This window comes from Cellulosimicrobium protaetiae (assembly GCF_009708005.2).
Lineage (GTDB): Bacteria > Actinomycetota > Actinomycetes > Actinomycetales > Cellulomonadaceae > Cellulosimicrobium > Cellulosimicrobium protaetiae.
Genome location: NZ_CP052757.1, coordinates 4,052,294 through 4,069,685 on the forward strand (window position 1 = coordinate 4,052,294; position 17,392 = coordinate 4,069,685).

Annotated in this window: 15 protein-coding genes; 9 read left to right on the forward strand and 6 right to left on the reverse strand. The window is 73.5% G+C overall.

Translation table 11 applies throughout. The features are described from left to right. Positions 1-49 precede the first annotated feature (49 nt). A complete protein-coding gene (locus FIC82_RS17470) occupies positions 50-979 on the forward strand; it encodes an HhH-GPD family protein (protein WP_154799336.1) in 930 nt (309 codons plus the stop codon). Here FIC82_RS17470 and FIC82_RS17475 read toward each other — a convergent pair. Together FIC82_RS17475 and FIC82_RS17480 are read right to left on the reverse strand one after the other, a co-directional pair. Continuing rightward, the gene (locus FIC82_RS17475; protein WP_171445715.1) at positions 961-1,545 is read right to left on the reverse strand and encodes an amino-acid N-acetyltransferase; all 585 of its coding nucleotides are present in this window, start codon (positions 1,543-1,545) and stop codon (positions 961-963) included. The two genes, FIC82_RS17470 and FIC82_RS17475, sit on opposite strands and share 19 nt — an antisense overlap. A gap of 70 nt (positions 1,546-1,615) precedes the next feature. Next, positions 1,616-2,566 carry a sugar-binding transcriptional regulator gene (locus FIC82_RS17480; RefSeq protein WP_154799338.1) on the reverse strand — a complete coding sequence of 317 codons (951 nt, stop codon included), beginning with the start codon at positions 2,564-2,566 and terminating at the stop codon, positions 1,616-1,618. 230 nt (positions 2,567-2,796) lie between these two features. Between FIC82_RS17480 and FIC82_RS17485 the strand changes: the two genes are divergently transcribed. From FIC82_RS17485 to FIC82_RS17510, 6 genes are all read left to right on the forward strand, one after another. After that, on the forward strand, positions 2,797-4,545 hold the full coding sequence (locus FIC82_RS17485; protein WP_154799339.1) for a glycerol-3-phosphate dehydrogenase/oxidase: 1,749 nt from the start codon (positions 2,797-2,799) through the stop codon (positions 4,543-4,545). Between the two features lie 177 nt (positions 4,546-4,722). Then, the gene (locus FIC82_RS17490; RefSeq protein WP_154799340.1) at positions 4,723-5,484 is read left to right on the forward strand and encodes an MIP/aquaporin family protein; all 762 of its coding nucleotides are present in this window, start codon (positions 4,723-4,725) and stop codon (positions 5,482-5,484) included. A 133-nt stretch (positions 5,485-5,617) separates the two neighbouring features. Further along, positions 5,618-7,135 (forward strand): glycerol kinase GlpK, encoded by a 1,518-nt coding sequence (gene glpK / locus FIC82_RS17495; RefSeq protein WP_154799341.1) that lies wholly within the window; start codon positions 5,618-5,620, stop codon positions 7,133-7,135. A 162-nt stretch (positions 7,136-7,297) separates the two neighbouring features. Further along, positions 7,298-7,807 (forward strand): pyridoxamine 5'-phosphate oxidase family protein, encoded by a 510-nt coding sequence (locus tag FIC82_RS17500; RefSeq protein WP_154799342.1) that lies wholly within the window; start codon positions 7,298-7,300, stop codon positions 7,805-7,807. Between the two features lie 67 nt (positions 7,808-7,874). Further along, complete coding sequence (locus FIC82_RS17505) at positions 7,875-8,840, forward strand: NAD(P)-dependent alcohol dehydrogenase (RefSeq protein ID WP_168732052.1); 966 nt, start codon at positions 7,875-7,877, stop codon at positions 8,838-8,840. Positions 8,841-8,858: 18 nt separating this feature from the next. Next, positions 8,859-10,163, forward strand: a complete 1,305-nt coding sequence (locus FIC82_RS17510; protein ID WP_168732341.1) for an alpha/beta fold hydrolase — start codon at positions 8,859-8,861, stop codon at positions 10,161-10,163. A gap of 51 nt (positions 10,164-10,214) precedes the next feature. Here the strand turns inward: FIC82_RS17510 and FIC82_RS17515 are convergent, their stop codons facing one another. After that, a complete protein-coding gene (locus FIC82_RS17515; protein WP_154799343.1) occupies positions 10,215-11,735 on the reverse strand; it encodes an XRE family transcriptional regulator in 1,521 nt (506 codons plus the stop codon). A 115-nt stretch (positions 11,736-11,850) separates the two neighbouring features. On the opposite strand from FIC82_RS17515, the gene FIC82_RS17520 reads away from it, so the two are divergent. After that, on the forward strand, positions 11,851-13,815 hold the full coding sequence (locus tag FIC82_RS17520) for a phosphoenolpyruvate carboxykinase (GTP) (RefSeq protein ID WP_154799344.1): 1,965 nt from the start codon (positions 11,851-11,853) through the stop codon (positions 13,813-13,815). Between the two features lie 100 nt (positions 13,816-13,915). Here FIC82_RS17520 and trpS read toward each other — a convergent pair whose 3' ends face one another. After that, the gene (gene trpS / locus FIC82_RS17525) at positions 13,916-15,061 is read right to left on the reverse strand and encodes a tryptophan--tRNA ligase (protein ID WP_154799345.1); all 1,146 of its coding nucleotides are present in this window, start codon (positions 15,059-15,061) and stop codon (positions 13,916-13,918) included. 145 nt (positions 15,062-15,206) lie between these two features. Then, positions 15,207-15,476 (reverse strand): hypothetical protein, encoded by a 270-nt coding sequence (locus tag FIC82_RS20890; protein ID WP_216609925.1) that lies wholly within the window; start codon positions 15,474-15,476, stop codon positions 15,207-15,209. Between the two features lie 136 nt (positions 15,477-15,612). Between FIC82_RS20890 and FIC82_RS17530 the strand changes: the two genes are divergently transcribed. Continuing rightward, on the forward strand, positions 15,613-16,491 hold the full coding sequence (locus FIC82_RS17530; RefSeq protein WP_336240099.1) for an SMP-30/gluconolactonase/LRE family protein: 879 nt from the start codon (positions 15,613-15,615) through the stop codon (positions 16,489-16,491). A gap of 33 nt (positions 16,492-16,524) precedes the next feature. Here the strand turns inward: FIC82_RS17530 and FIC82_RS17535 are convergent, their stop codons facing one another. Beyond that, the gene (locus FIC82_RS17535) at positions 16,525-17,379 is read right to left on the reverse strand and encodes a fumarylacetoacetate hydrolase family protein (RefSeq protein ID WP_168732053.1); all 855 of its coding nucleotides are present in this window, start codon (positions 17,377-17,379) and stop codon (positions 16,525-16,527) included. Between the last annotated feature and the right edge of the window lie 13 nt (positions 17,380-17,392).

Here is a 17,392-nt window from a genome sequence, read left to right on the forward strand (position 1 = left end):
CGGAACCTGACGTCCCGGAGCCGACGAGCGGAGAGGAAGGAGCGCCACCATGACCGGCCCGGCCGCGCGCGCAGCCCGCCCGACCACCGCCGCCACGGCGCGCGACCCGCACGCCGACCTGCGCGACGCCGTCGGGCGGTGGTTCGGCGACACCGCGCGGGACCTGCCGTGGCGGGCGCCGGACCGCACCCCGTGGGGCGTGCTCGTGAGCGAGGTGATGCTCCAGCAGACGCCGGTCGTCCGCGTCGAGCCGGCGTGGCGCGCGTGGATGGAGCGCTGGCCCGAGCCTGCCGACCTCGCCGCCGCGTCGACGGCCGACGTGCTGCGCGCGTGGGGCCGCCTCGGCTACCCGCGCCGGGCGTTGCGGCTCCAGGAGTGCGCCCGCACGATCGTCGCGCGGCACGACGGCGTGGTCCCGCTCGGCGAGGAGGCGCTGCGCGCCCTGCCCGGCGTCGGCGAGTACACCGCCGCCGCGGTGACGGCGTTCGCCCATGCGCAGCGCGCCGTGGTCGTCGACACGAACGTGCGCCGGGTCCTGGCCCGCGCCGTCGGCGGGGTCGCGCTGCCCGCGCCGTCGTACACGGCGGCGGAACGTGCGACCGCGGCGGCCGTCGCGCCCACCGACGACGCGGGCGCCGTGCTGTGGGCCGCCGCCTCGATGGAGCTCGGCGCCCTCGTGTGCACGGCGCGCTCCCCGCGGTGCGGGGCCTGCCCGGTGCGCGACGCGTGCGCGTGGCGTCGTGCCGGGCGGCCCGGTGACGAGCACGCGGCCCGACGTCGCACGCAGGCCTGGGCGGGCACCGACCGGCAGGTGCGGGGCAGGGTCATGGCGGCGCTGCGCGAGGCGCCCGGCCCCGTGGCAGGGGACACCGTCCGCGCGGTGTGGCACGACGCGGCCCAGCTCGACCGGTGCGTCGCGAGCCTCGTCGAGGACGGGCTCGTGGAGCAGGTGGGCGGTCGCTACCGGTTGCCCGACTGATCCTGGGAGGGCGGTCCGTCGAGGTCGAGCAGCATGCGCGTGTTGCCCAGCGTGTTGGGCTTCACGCGCGCGAGGTCGAGGAACTCCGCGACGCCGTCGTCGTGGGAGCGCAGGAGCTCGGCGTACACCTCGTGCGAGACGGGCGTCCCCTCGATCGGGTGGAACCCGTGGGCGCGGAAGAAGTCCACCTCGAACGTCAGGCAGAACACGCGGCGCAGGCCGAGCGCGCGCGCCCGGGCCAGGAGCTCGACGACGAGCGCGTGCCCCACGCGGTGCCCGCGCCAGGCCGGGTCCACCGCGAGCGTGCGGATCTCGGCGAGGTCGTCCCACATGACGTGCAGCGCGCCGCACCCGACGACGCGCGGGGCGCCCGCGCCGTCGGGCCCGTCGCCACCCGCCGGGTCGTCGACCTCCGCGACGACGAACTCCTGCACGGCCTCGTAGTAGCCCACCATCTCCTTGGCGAGGAGGATCCGCGCCTCCGCGTAGGGCTGCACGAGCGCGCGCACGGCGCGGACGTCCGCGGGCAGGGCGGGTCGGACGTGGACGGTGGAGGTCGTGGGCACCGCGTCACTGTACGCGGATCGGGCAGTTCCTGCATAATCATGCAGTGAGACGCATAGATCCGCAGGGACGTCAGGCGCCCGCGACGAGGTGCGCCGCCGTGATCTCGTCCACGACGAGGTCCGTCACGACGCCGGCCCGCAGCGCAGCGCGCAGCGGCGCCACCTTGTTGTCACCCGCGACCGCGCACACGCGCCGCGGGACGCGACGCAGCTCCTCCGGCGCCGGCCCCGTCGCCCGCTCGTTGAGCGCGATGTCCCGGTAGGTGCCGTCCGCGCGGAGGAACACCGTGCACACGTCCCCGACGACCCCCTCGTCGTCGAGGACCGCGATGTCGTCCGGCTCGAGGTACCCCGCCGAGTACACGTGGGACGGCACCCCGCCCGCGACGGCACCCACCGAGAACAGGGCGATGTCCGCGCGGTGCTGGACGTCGAGCACGCGCCGCACCGACCGCTCTCGCCACATCGCCCGCTTCGTCTCGGCGTAGTCGAAGAACGCCGGAACTGGGAAATGGTGCACGTGGGCGTCGAACGCGGAGCCGAAGCCCGCGATGAGGTCGCCCGCGTAGTGCACGCCCGAGGTGCGCGTGTTGGCGGCACCGTTGAGCTGCACGACCGCGCTCCCCCGCGTCGGCTTCTGCGGCAGGTGCCGCGAGATCGCCGAGAGCGTCGTGCCCCACGCGATGCCGAGGATCATGTCCGAGTCGAACCACGTCGACAGCAGGCGGGCCGTCGTGAGGGCGACCTGCTCGAGCCGCTCGACCTGCGGCGCCTGGTCCGGGACCGGCACGACGTACGCGTCGATCCCCCACGTGCTCGCGAGGTGCTGCCCCAGCCCCGGGCCGCGGCTCCGCGCCGGCCGCAGCGAGATCTCCACCAGCCCCGTGTCCCGTGCCCGCTTCACGAGCCGCGACACCGTGGACCGCGACGTGTGCAGGTGCTTGGCGATGGCCTCCATCTTCATGTCCTGCAGGTAGTACATCGACGCCGCCCGCAGGACGTCCTGCTCCCGATCCACCATGACGCTCTCCCTCCGCTCGACCTCCATTCTGCACGTTTGTGCACCCCGGTTGCGCGTCTGTTCGCCGCGTGGTGGTCTGGAGGGCGTGCCGTCGCGCCGGGACCCCGGCGTGCGCACGACGGTTACCGCTCGCGCACCCTGGTCGGGCGTGGGACCGTCGCTGTGAGCGCACCGTGGGCGCATCGTCCCGCGGCGTGCCCGCAGCACCGAGGGACGAGAGAGGAAGACGGATGGCATCCACGAGACTCACCGCGGAGTCGCGCCGGCAGGCGCTCGCCGCGCTCGAGGCCAGCACGAGCGCCGACGCGGAGCTCGACGTCCTCGTGATCGGCGGCGGCGTGACCGGCGCGGGGATCGCGCTGGACGCCGTGACCCGAGGGCTCTCGACGGCGATCGTCGAGGCGCAGGACTGGGCAGCAGGGACGTCGAGCCGGTCGAGCAAGCTCGTCCACGGCGGCCTGCGCTACCTCCAGATGCTCGACTTCCACCTCGTCAAGGAGGCGCTCACCGAGCGCGACCTCCTGCTCAAGGACATCGCCCCGCACCTCGTGCGGCCCGTCCCCTTCCTCTACCCCCTCGAGCACCGCGTGTGGGAGCGTGCCTACGTCGGCGCGGGCATCGCGCTCTACGACACGCTCGCGAGCGTCGCTCCCGGCAAGCGGGCGATGCCGCTGCACCGGCACCTGTCCCGCAGCGGCATGGAGAAGAAGTTCCCCGACCTCGCGCACGACGCCGCGGTCGGCGCCGTCCAGTACTGGGACGCGTCCGTCGACGACGCCCGGCTGGTCACCACGCTCGTCCGGACCGCCGCGTCCTACGGCGCGCACGCCGCGGCGCGCACGCAGGTCGTCTCGCTCACCAAGGGCTCGACGGGCGCTGTGAACGGTGCCGTCCTGGCAGACCTCGAGACCGGGCGGGAGATCACCGTGCGGGCGCGCGCCGTCATCAACGCGACGGGCGTGTGGACCGAGGACACCGAGGCGCTCGCGGGCAGCGAGGGCGGGCTCCGCGTGCTGGCGTCCAAGGGGATCCACATCGTCGTCCCGCGCGAGCGCATCAAGGGCAAGGTCGGCCTGATCCTCCAGACCGAGAAGTCGGTGCTCTTCGTCATCCCGTGGTCGCGCTACTGGGTGATCGGCACCACCGACACCCCGTGGGAGCAGGACCTCCAGCACCCCGTCGCGACCTCGGCCGACATCGACTACGTGCTCGAGCACGCGAACGCGGTGCTCGCGCACCCGCTCACGCGCGACGACATCATCGGCACGTGGGCCGGCCTCCGACCTCTCCTGCAGCCCGGCACCAAGGAGGGCACGAGCTCCGCGAAGGTGTCGCGCGAGCACACCGTGGCGTCCCCCACGCCGGGTCTCACGGTCATCGCCGGCGGCAAGCTCACGACGTACCGGGTGATGGCCAAGGACGCGGTCGACTTCGCGATCGGCCAGCGCGCGAGCGCCCTGCCCTCGATCACGCACAAGATCCCGCTGCTCGGCGCCGTCGGGCTCGACGCCGTCCGACGTCAGGCGCGGCCGTGGGCCTCGCGCTACGGCTGGACGCCCGCGCTCGTCGACCACCTGCTCCACCGCTACGGGTCCAACCTGCGCGAGATCGTCGAGCTGTGCGAGGCACGGCCGGACCTCGCGAGGCCGCTCGAGCACGCACCCGCGTACCTGCGGGCCGAGATCGCGTACGGCGTCTCGCACGAGGGCGCGCTGCACCTCGAGGACCTGCTGCTGCACCGCACCCGGCTCAACTACGAGGTCGCCGACCGCGGCCTCGCCGCGCTGCCCGAGATCGCCGACCTCGTCGGCGAGCTCCTCGGGTGGGACGACGCGACCCGCGCCGCCGAGATCACCAGCTACACCGACCGCGCGAACGCGGAGGCCGCCGCCGAGCAGGAGCCCGACGACGCGTCCGCCGAGCGCACCCGGCTCGAGGTCGACGACGTGTCGCCCCTCCAGCCGCTGCGCACCACCTGACAGCAGAACACCGCTCGCGAACGAGCACGGGCGCCGTCCGGCAGGGGACGGCGCCCGGCTCACCTCGCACCACGACCTCACGGGGCGCACGCCGTCGGCGGACCGACCCGAGGACCCGGCGCTCAGGCGCGCCGGGACGGTTGAGACAGAGAAGTCCACCACGAAAGAGAGAGCACGATGGATCAACTCCTCATGAACGCCTTCTGGTCCGAGATCCTCGGCACGGCGACCCTGATCCTCCTCGGTGCGGGCGTCGTCGCGAACGTCATCCTGCCGAAGACGAAGGGCTTCAACGGCGGCTGGCTCCTCATCAACTTCGGATGGGGCCTCGCGGTCTTCGCCGGTGTGTACGTCGCCTTCAAGTCGGGCGCGCACCTCAACCCCGCCGTGACGATCGGCCTCTTCACGGCGCAGGAGCCCTTCTACTCGGTCACCGGTCCGGAGGGCGTGCTCACGGCGAGCATCGAGCCGACGGTCGGCAACATGTTCATGTACTTCGGTGCGCAGATGATCGGTGCCTTCGTCGGCGCCGTCCTCGCGTTCCTCGCGTACAAGAAGCACTTCGACGAGGACGCCCCGGGCGCGACCAAGCTCGCCGTCTTCTCGACCGGTCCGGAGATCCGCTCCTACGGGTGGAACTTCGTCACCGAGGTCCTGGCGACCTTCGTGCTCGTGTTCTTCGTCGTGGCGTCCGGCAAGACGCCGTCCGGCCTCGGGCCGCTCGCCGTCGCGCTCATCGTGGTCGGCATCGGCGCGAGCCTCGGTGGTCCCACCGGGTACGCCATCAACCCTGCCCGTGACCTCGGTCCCCGCATCGCGCACGCGCTGCTGCCGATCAAGGGCAAGGGCTCGAGCGACTGGGCCTACTCCTGGGTCCCCGTCGCGGGTCCGCTGGTCGGCGGTGTCCTCGCCGGCCTCCTCGGGGCCGCCTGGGTCTGACCGGCCCGGACGACCTGCACTCTCCCCCGCGTGACCGGGGAGCCGGGGGCCTCCCCGGTCACGCGACCTGCCGCCGTCGGGCGGCGGGGCACCCACCACGCACACCACACCGACGTGAAGGACTGAACGCACCATGGCCGACTACGTTCTCGCCATCGACCAGGGGACCACGAGCTCCCGGGCCATCGTCTTCAACCACTCCGGGGAGATCGTCTCCACCGGGCAGCTCGAGCACGACCAGATCTTCCCGCGCGCAGGGTGGGTGGAGCACAACCCGGAGCAGATCTGGAACAACGTCCGCGAGGCCGTGGGCCTCGCGCTGACCCGCGCCAACGTCACGCACCAGGACATCGCGGCGGTCGGCATCACCAACCAGCGCGAGACGGCCGTCGTGTGGGACAAGACCACGGGCAAGCCGGTCTACAACGCGATCGTCTGGCAGGACACGCGCACGCAGAAGATCGTCGACGAGCTGGGCGGCTCCGACGGCCCCGAGAAGTACAAGGCGATCGTCGGGCTCCCGCTCGCGACCTACTTCTCCGGCCCCAAGGTCAAGTGGATCCTCGACAACGTCGAGGGCGCGCGCGAGAAGGCCGAGGCGGGCGACCTGCTGTTCGGCAACACCGACACGTGGACGCTGTGGAACCTCACGGGTGGCGTCAACGGCGGCGTGCACGTCACCGACGTGACCAACGCGTCGCGCACCATGCTCATGGACCTCGACACGCTCTCCTGGCGCGAGGACATCGCCGCCGACATGGGCATCCCGCTGTCCATGCTCCCCGAGATCAAGTCCTCCTCCGAGGTCTACGGGCACGGCCGCCAGCAGGGCCTCCTGCCGGGCGTGCCGATCGCGGGCATCCTCGGCGACCAGCAGGCCGCCACGTTCGGCCAGGCGTGCTTCGAGGTCGGGCAGGCCAAGAACACCTACGGCACGGGCAACTTCATGCTGCTCAACACGGGCACCGAGAAGGTCATGAGCCAGAACGGGCTGCTCACGACCGTCTGCTACAAGATCGGCGACCAGCCTGCCCGGTACGCGCTCGAGGGATCGATCGCCGTCACCGGCTCGCTCATCCAGTGGCTGCGCGACAACCTCGGCATGTTCGAGGACGCGCCCGACGTCGAGTGGCTCGCCGGCAAGGTCGAGGACAACGGCGGCGCCTACTTCGTGCCCGCCTTCTCCGGCCTCTTCGCCCCGTACTGGCGCTCCGACGCACGTGGCGCGCTCGTCGGCCTCACGCGGTACGTCAACCGCAACCACATCGCGCGCGCCGCGCTCGAGGCGACCGCGTACCAGACGCGCGAGGTGCTCGACGCGATGAACGCCGACTCCGGCGTCGACCTCACCGAGCTGCGCGTCGACGGCGGCATGGTCGCCAACGAGCTGCTCATGCAGTTCCAGGCCGACCAGCTCGGCGTCGACGTCGTGCGCCCCAAGGTCGCCGAGACCACGGCGCTCGGCGCCGCGTACGCCGCGGGCATCGCCGTCGGGTTCTGGAAGGGCGAGCAGGACGTCATCGACAACTGGGCCGAGGACAAGCGCTGGAGCCCGTCGATGGAGTCCGGCGAGCGCGAGCGCCTGTACCGGAACTGGAAGAAGGCCGTGACGAAGACGTTCGAGTGGGTGGACGAGGACGTCGAGCAGTAGGCCCGTCGCCGCTTCCTTCGCGGGACGCGGCACGTGCGGAGGGGCGGGGCGCCGGGTGCGCCCCGCCCCTCCGTCGTCCCCGGCCCGGCGGGCGAGCCACCGGGCACCTGCCTAGCGTCGGAGGAGGTCGCGACACGGCGGCCTGCCACGACGGGAGACGTCATGACCGACACGCACCACGAGCTGCCGCACGCCGGGTCCGACGAGGTCGAGAAGGTCCGCGAGCTCGTCAAGGACGAGCGGATCGCCATGCTCACGACCATCGCGGAGGACGGGGGCCTCGTCAGCCGGCCCATGGGCGTGCAGGCCGTCGACTTCGACGGCGACCTGTGGTTCTTCGCCGCGACGGACTCCCACAAGGTCGCGGAGATCGCGCGCGACTCCGCCGCCAACGCCGCGTTCTCCGGGACGAGCTCGTGGGTGTCGCTCTCCGGGCGCGCCACGCTCGTGCACGACCCGGACAAGATCCGCGAGCTCTGGAACGCCGTCGCCGACGCGTGGTTCCCCGACGGTCCGGACACTCCCGGCGTCGTGCTCATCCGGCTGCACGCCGAGTCCGCCGAGTACTGGGACTCCCCCGGCGGCCGCGTCGCGACGCTCTTCAGCCTCGTCAAGGCGAAGGTCACCGGGCGCCCGTACGAGGGCGGGGAGAACGAGACCGTCGAGCTCTGAGGGCTGCGCGCCGCCGACCTGCGCCGCCGGGGTCGCTCCCGCCCGGACGAGTCCCTACGGTGGTCAGGTGCGCGCGTGGGTCTACGAGCGGTACGGCGGCGTCGACGAGCTCCGGCTCCGTGACCTGCCGACCCCTGCGGCAGGGACGGGAGAGGTGCTCGTCGAGGTCGTCGCGGCGTCCGTGAACCTGTCGGACTGGGAGGCGCTGCGAGGCAGCCCGGGCTACGCCCGCCTCGACGGTCTCCGCGCGCCGCGCACCCACGTCCTGGGGTCCGACGTCGCCGGTCGCGTGGTCGCGGTCGGCGACGGCGTCACACGCTTCCGCCCGGGGGACGACGTCTACGGCGACAACCTCCCGCGCCGCGGCGGGTTCGCCCAGTACGTGGTGATGCCGGAGCAGGCGGTGGCGCGCAAGCCCCCGGGGCTGACCTTCGCCCAGGCGTCCACGATCCCGCAGGCGGGCGGCATCGCGCTGCAGGCCCTCGCGCGGGCGCATCCGGAGGCGCGGGTGCTCGTCAACGGCGCCGGAGGAGGGTCCGGGAGCTTCATGGTCCAGCTCGCGGTCGCGCGGGGGCTGCGCGTCACCGCGGTGGACGACGCGGGCAAGCTCGACTTCCTCAGGCGGCTGGGCGCGCACGAGGTGATCGACTACCGGCGGACCGACTTCACGCGGACCGGCCCGTACGACCTCGTCGTCGACCTCGTCGCCCAGCGGTCGGTCTTCGCCTACCGGCGCGCGCTCGCCCGCCACGGTCGGTGCCTGATGGTCGGGGGCACGCTGCGGACGCTGCTCCGCATGCTCACCGTCGGGCCCGTCCTGGGCGCGCTGACCGGTGCGCGGCTCGGCGTCCTCCTCGTGCGGCAGGGTCCGCGCCACTTCGCGCCCCTCGCCGACCTGTGCGTCGCCGGCGACGTCGAGATCCACGTCGACCGCACGTTCGCCTTCGCGGACGTGCCCGCCGCGCTCACGCTGCACGGTGAGGGGCGCGCGCTGGGGAAGGTCGTCGTCGCCGTGCGCGACACCCCTGGTTAGGGTGAGCGCGTGAGCGTCGTGCGCGAGACCAGCTACACCGTCCCCGGGATCCACGTCACCGACCGCGAGCTCGAGGTGCCGCTCGTCTGGGGCGACGACGGCGACCCGCGCCGCCTGACCGTGTTCGTGCGCGAGCTCGTCGACCCGGTGCGGCGTTCCGACGACCTGCCGCTGCTCGTCTTCCTCCAGGGCGGCCCCGGCGGCAAGGGACCGCGCCCCACCGGCCCAGACGGCTGGGTCGGCACCGCCCTGGAGACGCACCGCGTGGTGCTGCTGGACCAGCGCGGGACCGGGCGCTCCTCGGCGGTGCGGGGCGCGGCGCTCGCGGCCCGCGGGACGGGCGCCGCCCAGGCCGACCACCTGGCGCACTTCCGTGCGGACGCGATCGTCGCCGACGCGGAGCACGTGCGGCGCACCGTCTACGGCGGGCGGCGCTGGTCGTCGCTCGGCCAGTCGTACGGCGGCTTCCTCACGATGACCTACCTGTCCCGAGCACCCGAGGCGCTCACCGCGTGCTACGTCACCGGCGGGTTGCCGGGGCTGACGGCGGACGCGCGCGAGGTCTACCGGCGTACCCAGCCGCGCGTCGTCGCGAAGAACGCCGCGTACCGCGAGCGCTACCCCGACGACGCGGCCCGCCTCGCGCGCGTGGCGGACCGGGTCGCGGCGGGCGACGTGCGGCTGCCCGACGGCGACGCGCTGACCGTGCGCCGGCTCCAGACGCTCGGCATGGACCTCGGGATGAAGCCCGGGCCCGAGCGCATCCACTGGGTCCTCGACGAGGCGTTCGACGCCGACGCGCCCGGCGAGCTCACCGACACGTTCCTCGCGGAGGTTGCCGCGGCGACGTCGTTCCGCACGAACCCGCTCTACGCCGTCCTGCATGAGTCGATCTACGCGCAGTCCGGCACCGGGCCCACCGGCTGGGCCGCCGAGGCCGTGCGCGCCGAGGACCCGGCGTTCGACCCGGCGGCGCGGCCGCTGCTGCTGACCGGCGAGATGATCTACCCCTGGATGTTCGACGAGGTCGCCGCGCTGCGCCCCTTCCGCGCGGCGGCGGAGGCGCTCGCCGCCCGCGAGAGCTGGCCGGACCTGTACGACCTCGACGTGCTGGCCCGCAACGAGGTGCCGGTCGAGGCGGCGGTGTACTTCGACGACATGTTCGTCGACGCCGGCCTGTCGCTCGAGACGGCGACCCGCGTGGGAAACGTCCGCACCTGGGTGACGAACGAGCACGAGCACGACGGCCTGCGCACCGGCGACGTCTTCTCCCGCCTGCGCGACCGCCTGGCCGCCCGCGGCGGCCCCCTCCCCACCCGCTGAGTGCATGAAATAGTCGCGTCCGCGGGCCGCGGACGCGACTATTTCATGCACTCAGCGGGGGCCCGGTGACGGGGCGTGCTTGGCGAGGAACGCGTAGACCTCCGTGGCGTCGACGCCCGGGAAGGCGCCGGACGGGAGCGCGGAGAGCACGTGCTGGTGCATGCGGGCGCTGGGCCAGGAGGCGTCCTCCCAGCGCGTCGCCGCGTCGGCCGCGGGGCGACGGCAGCACGACTCGTCCGGGCACGACGACTGGCGCCGCACGGCCGTGTCGCGGCCGCGGAACCACTTGGCCGACGCGAACGGCACGCCGACGGCGATCGAGAACTGGCCGGTCGTCGTCGTGCCGGTCTGGGTCGAGCACCAGAACGTCCCCGCCGGGGTGTCGGTGTACTGGTACGACTCCTGCGCCCGGTCGCGGCGCGTGAACGCCTCCCGGACGGCCCACTTCCGGCAGACCATCTGGCCCTCGATCGCGCCCGTCACGTCGGCGGGCAGGGGCAGGCCGTCGTTCTCGTACCCGCGGAACAGCGCGCCGTCGTCGCCCACGCGCAGGAAGTGCAGCGGGATGCCGAGGTGCACGGTCGCGAGGTTGGTGAAGCGCTGTGCGGCGGCCTCGTGCGTCACGCCGAACGCGTCGCGGAGGTCCTCGACCGCGAGGTCCTTCTCGCGCTTGCGCCGCTCGAGGAACTCGACGGCGGCGGACTGCGGGATGAGGCAGCACGCCGCGAAGTAGGTGATCTCGACGCGCTGGCGCAGGAACTCCGCATACGAACGCGGCCGCTCGTGCCCGAGCACGCGGTGCGCGATCGCCTGGAGCGCGAGCGAGCGCAGGCCGTGCCCGCCGGGGATGGACGCGGGCGGCAGGTAGATGCGCCCGTTCTCCAGGTCGGTGACGGTGCGCGTCGAGTGCGGCAGGTCGTCGACGTGCCAGATCGTGAAGCCGAGCTGCTCGGCCATGCGCGCGACGGTGCGGTGCGTGAGCGCGCCGACCGTGTACCCGGCCTTGCGCGCCATCTCCTCCGCGAGCTCCTCGATGCCCGGGTAGTAGTTGTCGCGCGCCTGCCGTTCGAGCCGCAGCTCGGTGTTGGCGCGGCGCGCCTCCTCGGGGGTCGCGACGGCCTCGGTCGCACGGCGCTGGAGCTCGGTGTGCAGGCCGACGAGGTTCTCCAGGACCGGCAGGGGGAGCTTCTGGCTCGCCTTCACGGACGGCAGACCCAGCCCGGCGAACAACGGCCCCCGCTGCGCGCGGTCGAGCGCGATCTCCAGCGCGGCCCGGCGCGACGGCGGCTCGTCCGTGAGCAGGTCGGTCAGCGGCACGTCGAGCGCCTGCGCGAGATGCTGGAGGAGCGACAGCCGCGGCTCGCGGCGCCCGTTCTCGATCATCGACAGCAGGCTCGGGGCGGTGCCGACCGCCTCACCGAGCGCGTCGAGCGTGAGGCCGCGGGTCGTGCGGAAGTGGCGCAGACGGCGACCGAGCGTGAGGAGGTCCGCCTGCGGCTCGGGCTGCGGCGGCTCGCCCGGTCCGGACCCGGGACGACCGTCAGGGCGACCGGACGACGTCGTGCTGACCATGGCTTGACAGTACGTCAAGATCAGGTGATCTTCACAGCGATCTGGTTGGAAATCTCTACGGGCGCGGCGCGAGGGTGGAAGGAGCACGAGGCCACCGCCGACCGAGGAGCACCCGATGACCGTTGCCGCCCGCACTGCTGCGAACCCGACGACCCGCCGCCGCACGCGGTCCGCCGCGCTGCTCGACGACGTCGAGACCGACGTCGCGGGCCTGTCGGCGACGTTCGGCTCGGCGTCCGGCGCGCGCCTCGGTTCCCCGAGCCACGACCCGCGCCCTCGCGACGCCCGCGCGTGGGTGCGCGAGATCGCGAACCTCACCGAGCCGGACGCGATCGTGTGGTGCGACGGCTCCGCGGAGGAGAAGCAGCGGCTCACCGACCTCCTCGTCGACGGCGGGACGCTGCTCCCCCTCGACCCCGAGCTGCGTCCGGGCAGCTACCTCGCGCGGTCCGACCCGAGCGACGTCGCGCGCGTCGAGTCGCGCACGTTCATCTGCTCGCGCGACGAGGTCGACGCCGGCCCGACGAACAACTGGCGCGAGCCCGAGGCGATGCGCGCCGAGCTCCGCACCGTGTTCGAGGGCTCCATGCGCGGCCGCACGATGTACGTCGTGCCGTTCTCGATGGGACCGGTGGGCGGCCCCCTCTCCCAGGTGGGCATCGAGGTCACCGACTCGCCGTACGTCGTCGTGAGCATGGGGATCATGACGCGCGTCGGCCAGGAGGTCATGGACCTCATCGACGCCGGCGCCCCGTTCGTGCCGGCCGTCCACTCGGTGGGCGCGCCCCTCGTGGACGACACGGGCGCCGTCGCCGAGGACGTCCCGTGGCCGTGCAACGACACCAAGTACATCGTCCACTTCCCCGAGACGCGGGAGATCTGGTCGTACGGCTCCGGGTACGGCGGCAACGCCCTGCTCGGGAAGAAGTGCTTCGCGCTGCGCATCGCGTCCGCCATGGCGCGCGACGAGGGCTGGCTCGCCGAGCACATGCTCCTCATCCGCGCGACGTCGCCCGAGGGCCGCGCGTACCACCTCGCCGCAGCCTTCCCGTCCGCGTGCGGCAAGACGAACCTCGCGATGCTGCGCCCGACGATCCCCGGCTGGACCGTCGAGACCATCGGCGACGACATCGCGTGGCTGCGCCGCGGCCCCGACGGCCGCCTGCGCGCCATCAACCCCGAGGCCGGGTTCTTCGGGGTTGCGCCCGGGACCGGCGTCGACACCAACCCCGCCGCCGTCGAGACGTTCGCGCGGGACACGATCTTCACGAACGTCGCGCTCACCGACGACGGCGACGTGTGGTGGGAGGGCCTGACCCCCGAGCCGCCCGCGCACCTGACCGACTGGACCGGCCAGGACTGGACGCCCGACTCCGGCCGACCCGCCGCGCACCCCAACTCGCGGTTCACCGTCTCCGCCGCGCAGTGCCCGACGATCGCCGACTCGTGGGAGGACCCCGACGGCGTCCCGATCGACGCGATCGTCTTCGGCGGCCGCCGCGCGACCAACGTCCCGCTCGTCGCGCAGGCGTACGGCTGGGAGCACGGCGTCTTCATGGGCGCCACCATCTCCTCCGAGCAGACCGCGGCCGCCGAGGGCACCGTCGGCGCGCTGCGCCGCGACCCGTTCGCGATGCTGCCCTTCTGCGGCTACAACATGGCCGACCACTGGGCGCACTGGCTGCGCGTCGGCGCGTCGCTCGACCCCGACAAGCGCCCCAAGATCTTCCAGGTCAACTGGTTCCGCAAGGACGCCGACGGCCGCTTCCTGTGGCCGGGGTTCGGTGAGAACTCGCGCGTCCTCGCGTGGATCGCGGCGCAGGTGGACCGCTCGCGCGGCGTGCGCACCGACTGCGGCGCAGTCAAGAGCCCCGTCGGCCTGCTCCCCGCGCCGGGCGCTCTCGAGCTCGGCGGCCTGCACATGGACGACGGCGACCTCGACGCGCTGTTCGAGGTCTCGCCCGAGCAGTGGCTCGCCGAGGCCGAGCTGACCGCCGAGTTCTTCGACACGTTCGGCAACCGCGTCCCCGACGAGCTGTGGGCGCAGCTCGCGCGCCTGCGCGACCGCCTCGGCGCCTAGCCCACCGGGCACCGCCCGGACGATGCGCTCCGGCGCGAGCCCTGCGCTCCCCCGTGCAGCACTCGCGCCGAAGCGCATCGTTCGGCAGGACGGGCTCGTGTCAGTACCTCGTGCCCATGAGGTCGCGGACGTCGGCGAGGGTGCGGTCGGCGATCGCGTTCGCGCGGGCGTTGCCCTCGCGGAGCACGTCGAGCGGATCGGGGCCGTCGCCGGCGGCGAGGGCGCGCCGTCGGGTGCGCAGGGGGCGCAGGTGCTCGATCAGCGCCTCGGTCACGACCTGCTTGAGCCGGCCCGCGCCCGCCGCGCCGACCTCGTCCGCGAGCGCCTCGGGCGTCGTCCCGGCGGCGAACGCGCCGAGCGTCAGGAGGTTCGCCACCTCCGGGCGCCGCTCGGGCTCGTAGGTGACGTGCCGCTCGGAGTCGGTGCGGTGGCGCCGGACGAAGCGCGCGGTGGCGTCCTCGTCGTCGCGCAGCTCGAGCGCGTTGCCCGCGGACTTGCTCATCTTGCGCCCGTCGGTGCCGAGCACGGTCGGCGCGGGCGCGAGCAGCACGTCGGGCTCGGGGAAGTACGGCTGCGCGGCGGCGTAGCGCTGGTTGAAGCGCCGGGCGATCGTGCGGGTGATCTCCACGTGCGGGAGCTGGTCCTGCCCGCCGGGCACGAGGTTGCCGTGACAGAACAGGATGTCGGCCGCCTGGTGCACGGGGTAGGTGAACAGCAGGCCGCTCATGGGCCGACCCTGCCGGGCCGCCGCGGCGACCGCCTCGGCCTTCACCGTCGGGTTGCGCTCGATCTCGGCCGTCGTGACGAGGCTGAGGAACGGCAGCAGGAGCTGGTTGAGCGCGGGCACCGCGGAGTGCGTGAAGATCGTCGTGCGGGCGGGGTCGACCCCCGCCGCGAGGTAGTCGAGGACGACCTCCCGCACGGTCGCGGGCAGGTCGCCGGCGTCGTCGCGGTCGGTGATGACCTGGTAGTCGGCGACGACGAGCACGACCTCGACGCCGTCGTCCTGGAGCCGCACGCGGTTCGCCAGGGTCGCGACGTAGTGGCCGAGGTGCAGCGCGCCGGTGGGGCGGTCGCCGGTGAGGACGCGGAACCCTGACGGGTCGGTCGCGAGGCGGGCCTCGATCTGGGCGGACCGCTCGCGGGCGGTCGCGACGGACGCCGTCGAGGCCGGCAGGGCGGGCGACGGCGCCGCGGTGGCGTCGTCGGGGAGGGCCGCCCCGGTCGGGGCGAGGGTGGTGGTCATGGGGGCTCTCCTTCGGTGGGGAGCCGCGCGCCGCGTCCTGGTCGGGAGGGCCCGGACATGACGACGTCCCGGCTGCGGCGCGCAGCTCGGGACGTGGGCAGGACTGGTCACGGCTGCGGGGGCAGCCACCACCAGCTCTGCGTGATCATGCGTCCACCCTACTCCGGCTCTCCTGCAGCTTCCCCGGCGTCGTGCGCCGACCGAGAACGCCCACGAGCCCGAGGAGGGCCACCACGCCACCGATCACCACCGTGCTCAACACGCACAGGGCCATGACGCGCACCTGGGACCGGGACACACCGTCCTCGGCGAGCGGGTTGTCGGCGATCACGCCCATCGTGTACCCCACCACGAGCCCGACGACCCCGAGCGCGACACCCGCGACCATCAGCACGACCGCGACCCACCGGTTCATTCGTCCCCCTCGTCCCAGTTCCCGGGCGAGAGCACTCGACCCGGACCATCTCGACGTCCGAGTGTGGCAGACGTCCCGCACCTCGTCTCCGGCCTCGGTGTCCGGCCTCGCCGCGCGCGTCGGGGAGGATGGTCCGGTGCCCCAGATCACCGTGGAGAACGTCACCGGACCCGTCGCGCACCACGGGGAGGGGCCGGTGTGGTCGCCGTCGTGGGGCGGGCTGCGCTGGCTCGACATGCTCGCGGGCGACCTGCTCACGCTGCGCGCGGACGGCGCCGTCGACCGCCTCCACGTGGGCGACCACGCGGCCGTGGTGCGGCCGCGGACCGGCGGCGGGTTCGTCGTCGGGCTCGCGCGCGGGCTCGTGGTCGCGGACTCCGACGACTCGCCCGTGCGCCCGCTCCCGGCGCTCTTCGACGACCCGACGGTCCGCCTCAACGAGGGCGCGGCCGGGCCCGACGGCGCGTTCTACGCGGGCGGCATGGCCGACGGCGCACGCCCGGGCGCGAGCGCGCTGTTCCGCGTCGAGGCGGACGGGACGTCGCGCGTCGTCGTCGAGGACGTGACGTGCGCGAACGGGCTCGCCTTCTCCCCCGACGGGTCGCGCGCCTACTGGACGGACTCGCTCACGCACCGCGTCGACGTCCTCGACGTCGTGCCCGCTGAGGAGGACCCGCGGGGGCTCGTGCGGCGGCGCCCGTTCGTGACGGTCGACCCGTCCGACGGCCTGCCCGACGGGATCGCGGTCGACGCCGAGGGCGGTGTCTGGGTCGCGCTCTGGGGCGGCGCCGCCGTCCGCCGCTACTCCCCCGACGGCACGCTCGACGCCGTCGTCCCGCTCCCGGTGTCGCAGGTCAGCGCGTGCGCGTTCGGCGGCGACGGGCTCGACGAGCTGTACGTCACGACGTCGCGCCAGGGCTTCGGGACGCCCGACCCGGACGAGGCCGCGTCGGGGTCGCTGTACGTCGCGCGACCCGGAGTGCGTGGCCTGCCCACGCTACCGTTCTCCGGCTGAGCGGGAGGGGGCCGGGCAGGCGGCCGTCGAGGCTCAGCGGACGGCGTCGCGCACGCGCTGCTCGGCGCGGCCCAGGCCGTCGATCTCCAGCGTGACGACGTCGCCGTCGTGCAGGTACGGGAAGCGGCCCGAGAGCGCGACGCCCTGGGGCGTGCCGGTGTTGATGAGGTCGCCGGGCTCGAGGACCATGTACTGCGACAGGTGGTGCACGAGGTACGCGACGTCGAAGATCATGTCGGCCGTCGTCGAGTCCTGGCGGGCCTCGCCGTTGACCCAGGACCGGAGCCCGAGGTTCTGGACGTCCACCTCGTCGGCGGGCACGAGCCACGGGCCGAGCGGGTTGAACGTCTCGCAGCTCTTGCCCTTGGACCACTGCCCGCCGGAGACCTTCATCTGGTAGTCGCGCTCGGAGACGTCATGGGAGAGGACGTAGCCCGCGACGTGGTCCATCGCCTCTTCGGGTGACGACAGGTAGCGCGCCCGGCGTCCGATCACGACGCCAAGCTCGACCTCCCAGTCGACGGTCGTCGCGCCGGGCGGCACGAGGACGTCGTCGTTCGGGCCGACGACGGTGTTCGAGTGCTTCCAGAAGACGATCGGGACGTCGGGCGGCGTCGAGCCGGACTCGGCGGCGTGCTCGGCGTAGTTCATCCCGATGCACACGACGGCCGTGGGCCGCGCGACGGGCGGGCCGACGCGCAGCTCGTCGGCGCCGTCGAGCACGGGGAGCGCACCCGCGGCGAGCGCCGCGCGGACCCGGCCGACGCCGTCGGCCGCGAGGAACGCGCCGTCGATCTCGGCGGTGAGCGGTTCGAGCGAGTAGACGACCCCGTCCTCGCGGACGGCGGGACGCTCCTGGCCGAGGGGGCCGAGTCGGACGAGGTGCACGGGTGGGTCTCCT